This is a genomic window from Streptomyces sp. MnatMP-M17 (genome assembly GCF_900091995.1).
In the GTDB taxonomy this organism is placed as follows: domain Bacteria; phylum Actinomycetota; class Actinomycetes; order Streptomycetales; family Streptomycetaceae; genus Streptomyces.
Genome location: NZ_FMDK01000379.1, coordinates 1 through 5,092, shown reverse-complemented (window position 1 = coordinate 5,092; position 5,092 = coordinate 1). Strand labels below are relative to the sequence as shown.

The 5,092-nt window shown below is 68.2% G+C and carries 7 protein-coding genes and 1 pseudogene; 6 read left to right on the top strand and 2 right to left on the bottom strand.

Features of this window, described 5'->3' with window-relative positions; translation table 11 throughout:
• The 5 genes and pseudogenes from GA0115259_RS41185 to GA0115259_RS17630 all read left to right on the top strand — a co-directional run.
• Positions 1 to 294 (top strand): annotated as a pseudogene (locus GA0115259_RS41185) (class I SAM-dependent methyltransferase); the annotation flags it as partial.
• Between the two features lie 46 nt (positions 295 to 340).
• Positions 341 to 1,345, top strand: coding sequence for an NAD(P)H-dependent glycerol-3-phosphate dehydrogenase (locus tag GA0115259_RS17635; RefSeq protein ID WP_093597726.1), 1,005 nt, complete (start codon positions 341 to 343; stop codon positions 1,343 to 1,345).
• Between the two features lie 69 nt (positions 1,346 to 1,414).
• Positions 1,415 to 1,603, top strand: a complete 189-nt coding sequence (locus tag GA0115259_RS39625) for a hypothetical protein (protein WP_141716608.1) — start codon at positions 1,415 to 1,417, stop codon at positions 1,601 to 1,603.
• A 212-nt stretch (positions 1,604 to 1,815) separates the two neighbouring features.
• Positions 1,816 to 1,944: a hypothetical protein gene (locus tag GA0115259_RS41925; protein WP_256098031.1), complete on the top strand. Its 129-nt coding sequence runs from the start codon at positions 1,816 to 1,818 to the stop codon at positions 1,942 to 1,944.
• Positions 1,941 to 2,477 carry an NUDIX hydrolase gene (locus GA0115259_RS17630; protein WP_093597723.1) on the top strand — a complete coding sequence of 179 codons (537 nt, stop codon included), beginning with the start codon at positions 1,941 to 1,943 and terminating at the stop codon, positions 2,475 to 2,477. The genes GA0115259_RS41925 and GA0115259_RS17630 overlap by 4 nt, the downstream gene beginning before the upstream one ends.
• 77 nt (positions 2,478 to 2,554) lie before the next feature.
• On the opposite strand, the gene GA0115259_RS17625 is transcribed toward GA0115259_RS17630, so the two are convergent.
• Positions 2,555 to 3,199, bottom strand: a complete 645-nt coding sequence (locus tag GA0115259_RS17625) for a hypothetical protein (RefSeq protein WP_141716607.1) — start codon at positions 3,197 to 3,199, stop codon at positions 2,555 to 2,557.
• A 566-nt stretch (positions 3,200 to 3,765) separates the two neighbouring features.
• Positions 3,766 to 4,320, bottom strand: coding sequence for a hypothetical protein (locus GA0115259_RS17620; protein ID WP_093597717.1), 555 nt, complete (start codon positions 4,318 to 4,320; stop codon positions 3,766 to 3,768).
• Positions 4,321 to 4,602: 282 nt separating this feature from the next.
• Here GA0115259_RS17620 and GA0115259_RS17615 point away from each other — a divergent pair.
• Positions 4,603 to 5,092, top strand: a 490-nt coding sequence (locus tag GA0115259_RS17615; protein ID WP_305129492.1) for a non-homologous end joining protein Ku, incomplete at its 3' end; no start/stop codon positions are given.

The window sequence follows — 5,092 nt, the reverse complement described above, 5'->3', positions numbered from 1 at the left end:
GCCACCCTCCGCTCCCACTCGGCGGCCCCGCCATGGCGGGAGCGGGCGGCAGCGGCGGCCCTGGAACTGGAGTGGGAGGAGGAGAGGCCGCACGAGCCCGCAATGTGGAGCCGCCTCTACCGGCTCTGGGCGGAACATGAGGCGGACCTGCGGCTCCACCTCGGCGATGGCCAGGCCCAGAGCATGCTCACCGAAGCCCGCACAAGATCACGGACTGTCGGAGACCGACGGTCCGTTGCCGTTACGCTGAGACGGCCCGGCCACGAGGAAGCCGCCTCCCACGCCACGGCCTGACAGAGCCGTCCAAGGGGCGCGGAACGAAAGGCAGGTAAGCCGGCCGATGCCAACTCGTGTAGCCGTCTACGGGGCCGGGTCCTGGGGCACAGCATTCTCTGTGATCCTGGCCGACGCCGGGTGCGAAGTGGCGCTGTGGGGGCGCCGCCCCGAACTGGTCGACGCCATCAACACCACCCGAACGAATCCCGAGTACCTGCCGGGTATGCCCCTCCCGGACAAGATCACAGCAACCACGGACGCGGCAGAGGCCGCCAAGGGCGCTGCCGTCGCGGTCCTCGCCGTCACCGCGCAGACCCTACGGGCCAACCTCACCGCCTGGGCCCCACTTCTCTCGGACGACACCGTTCTCGTCTCCTTGATGAAGGGCGTCGAAGTGGGCACGACGAATCTGATGAGTGAGGTGATCTCTGACGTCACAGGTGCGGGGCCCGAACGGATCGCAGTCGTCTCCGGGCCCAATCTCGCCGGCGAGATCATCCGGCGGCAGCCCGCGGCAAGCGTCGTGGCCTGCATGGACCCCGAGGTCGCCCTACGGCTCCAAGCCGCCTGCCACACCCCGTACTTCCGTCCGTACACCAGCACGGACGTCATCGGGTGCGAACTCGGCGGAGCCGTCAAGAACGTCATCGCCCTGGCCGTCGGCATCGCCGACGGCCAGGGCCTCGGCGACAACACCAAGGCCTCCCTCATGACCCGGGGGCTCGCCGAGACCACCCGGCTCGGCCAGGCAATGGGCGCCGACGCGCAGACCCTCGCCGGACTCGCAGGCATGGGCGACCTCGTCGCCACCTGCTCCTCCCCCTTGTCCCGCAACCACACCTTCGGCGCCAACCTCGGCCGCGGGATGACCCTCCAGGAGACCATCGCGGTCACCAGCCAGACAGCCGAGGGCGTCACCTCCTGCACCTCCGTCCTCGACCTGTCACAGCGCCACGGCATCGACATGCCCATCACCGAGACCGTCGTCAGCATCATCCACGAAGGGCAATCCCCACAGGACGCCATCAAAGAACTCATGTCGCGCTCAACGAAACCTGAGATCCGCTGACCGCCGCCGCGTGAGCACCGAACCGACACGCCAGGCCGCACACATCGCTCGCCTCACACCAGATGCCCCATGAGACATGCTGAGCGCGAAGAACACTTCGCAGGCGACTTCTTCGCCATCCTGGACGACGCGCAGGTCCAGGCCCTGCCCGAGACCACCTTCAAGGTCAACACGATGCTGACCGGCCACGCCGCCAGGGAACGTCTCGCTCGGCGCCGCCGGGTATCTGGTTGCCCTCCTCGTCGAGTACCGACTTGAATTCGTGACTGCGAATCAGGTGGCGGCCGATGTTGAAGCAGCCCGGAGAAACCGGCGGGCCTCTCGCCTGCTCGACGCGGTCTTGCTCACGGACATCCCGTAGTCGTGCAGGACACATTCGACAGTCCGTTATGCTCCGTATCTAAACTGACACACAAGCCACCCCCTGGCAGGACCCACCAGGCGAGAAGCCGAAAGGTGAGCGTGCCGCCGTGAGTTTCGCCGACGTCACCGCCGACGACGTCCCGCTCCTCGTCGGCGAGGGCCTCCCCTTGCGCTGCGACAGCGGATCCGGCCTCGCCGGTCTCACCGCCGCATTCCGCAGCTTGTCGGCGGCATGAACACGTCCCACGGACCTCAGACCGGTCACCCGTACCAGCCTGGCCTGCCTGTCCGAACGTGTGCAGTCATCCTCGACGGCCACGACATGTGCCTGATCCGCCGACGCCGCCCGGACGGTGACCAGTACTCCCTACCCGGCGGCCTCGTCGACCCCGAAGAAGATCTTGATGCCGCACTCGCCCGCGAACTCCGCGAGGAACTCGGCCTCAACCTCGGATCCGGCATCCCGGAGCCCCAACTGCGCTGGGTCCAGGACCAGATCATCACCCGCCCCGGCGCCGACCAGCCGCTCAGGCGACTGCACCTCATCCACCTGATCAACCTGCCCCACCCCCTCAGACACACCCTCGCGACCACGGAGAAGGACGCCACCGACCACAACGACATCATCTGGATGCACTACCGCCAGGCGGCCTCCGCCCACCTGTATCCCGCCATCGGACCCGCACTCCACGCCATACACACCTCGCGTGACCGGACCGGCCCGATCCTCCTGCCCGCCATAACAGACCAGACATTCCGGTGGCGCTGAGACCGCCAAGACGGCTCTGAGCAGACGTCAGGAGAGCCTTCGCATAGATTCCGGCGATCGCAGGGCCAACGCGGGCATCAGCTCTGGACGTCGGCGAGTGCGGCGGTGGGCGTTTCGCCGTTCTGGGCCTGCTGGGCACGGCGTGCGAAGAGAGCGGCGATGTCCTGCACGAAGCCCCTGTTGAGCTCGTCCTCGTGGCGGGCAGAGGTGTCCAGCCGCAGGATCGTCGTGCCCACCCGTATCTGCCCCGTGATCCCCTGTGCGCCCTGCGGACCGACCGCGCCTCGCAGCGCGTCGCGCTCCTCACCCGCCGCGCCGAGTTCCGCCTTCTCCTTGCCGGCCTTACGGGCCGTGTCCTTCCAGAGCACGTCGTACGCGGCTACGGCGGCCTGCTCGTCCTCGTAGGCGACCATCCACAGATCGACGAGAGCATCGTTGTCGGCGCGCCCGAACGTGACAGACCCAAGGAACCGGGAGCCTTCGCACCCCTTGTTGCCTTCGCTGGGGCAGACACCGTTCCTCATGAACTCGCTGTCCAGGGCGCCCGCCGAGGGCTTCTCGGCGGTCTTCCACCCGGGCATGGCCTTCGCGTCCGGCAGCACCGACCGGACCTGCGCCTGATCGAGCGGCGCTGCGGTGTCCGCCTGCTCGCCACCGCACCCGGCGAGCAGCACCGCCCCCAGTGCCGTCCCCGCAGTCTGCACGTACCACTGCCTACGCATGACACTCCCTTGTTCTGCCGTCGGCTGCCGATCTTAACGAGGGTCGTGAATCGGGCTCTTACTGGAGTTCCCGCAGTCATCCGGACCGTCCTCCGGTTTACCGGGCTGTGTACGGGCTGACGGGCAGTCGGGGAGTTTCTTGGCTGAGCGAGCTTCAGGCGATCGGTCTTCTCAGCGAAGGCGAGGGGGACGCAGGTCTCCCGTGGCCTCCTCGGAGAGCGGGGAAGGGCGCCGTGTTTTCCCACGCGGCCAGGGCTGCCGGACTCAGGAGCCTCCGGTCTCTGAGCCTGGACTCATACGGCATCGCCGCCCCTACCCGATCCTGGCGGACAGGCTGATCTCGCCGCCCTGCATCCTGGCGAGGCCTCAAGGGTACGGCCCGGTCCGAGGCGTGGCGGGACAGAATATGGGGGTGCCTTCAATTTCCCTGGGGACGCTGTAGCTGTCCCCGAATGCCAGGAGTGAGGGGCCGGGCGGAGTCCATCAGTCGGCCCCGGCGAGCGGGAGATCTGCGTCGCACCGTTGCGGGTGGGCTCGTGACGTCGGGAGTGTGGAGCAGGCGGAGACTAGGCCCGGAGCCCGGCTGTCATCTGGCGGCCGAGGTCCTGCACGATGGCCTGGAGCACGGTCTCGCTTGCCTCGATTCTCATGGGCACCATCACGCCGACCACGACGCGATCCGGTTTGTCCGGACGCACGGGCAGGGCCGGTGCAGGTTCCTCCGACACGATGCGCAGGACGTCATGCGTCTGGGAGCCTTCGAGCCGGTAACCGTCCTGCAGGCGGGACAGCCACTCGTGGTGCACTGCCACGGGCCTCTCGTGGACCGCACCGATCCGGGCGCCTGCTGTCGACCAGTTCGACCATTTCACCTCGCTCCAGCCGGGACCGGGAGCCGGGAGGACGTCGGAGAGGTCGGGGTGATCCTCGCCCAGCCATGTCGGAATACTGTGCTTGCGGATCAACCACCGCCCGTCACGGTCCACGACCGTCGGATCGAGACCAACGATGGCGCGCATGTCGAGAGCGACCCGGCCATCGGTGATCCGGTCACCGTGGACCCAGACCGCGTCCTTATTCACCACCCAGTCGCACAGCCGTTCCCTCGCCGCAGACGCCACAGTGCTCCCTCTTGCAGTCGATGATGCTCCTCACCGTAGCGGCGCCGGGGCTGCGGCATCAGGCGCGGACCGGCAGCCGGCCGGCGCGAGGTGCCCGGTCAGGTCGACCGCCGACGGTCCTGCGGGGGCAGAGGCGTCGGCTGCATCGACAGGGCGCTGGGTATGACGGGCGGCCCGGTGCCGAGGTCGGCGACGCGCAGTTCGGTCAGGTAGCCCAGGACCGTGAGCGGTGTGGCTGGAGCCGGTCGTAGGCTGAGTGGAGGGGGTGGCAGGAGGACCGTCATGCCCGCTCTGGCTCATTCTGCGGTGTCGTTCGGGCTGGTCACGATTCCCGTGGCGATAACTCCGGCAACGCAGTCCCACTCGGTTGCATTTCGCCAGGTACACACTGCAGACATGGGGCGGGTCCGTAACCGGAGGGTGTGCGACGTCTGCGGGCAGACTCCGGGCCTCGAGCAGATCGGCCGTGGCTACGAACTCCCGGACGGCGCGCTGGTGGAGGTCACAGACGCGGAGCTGGACGCTCTTCCCTTGGACTCGGTCCGTGCCATCGAGGTCGTGGGCTTCAACCCGGTCGGCTCGGTCGACCCGCTGAGCCTGGGGCGGGCTTACTATCTCACCGCCCACGGTGACATTGCCGTCAAGCCCTACGCGCTCCTCGTCCGGGCCCTGCGGCGCACGGAGAAGATCGCGGTGGCGAGGTTCGCGCTGCGGGACCGGGAGCGGCTCGGGCTCCTGCGGGGCCAGGGCACCGCTCTGGTGCTCCACCGGC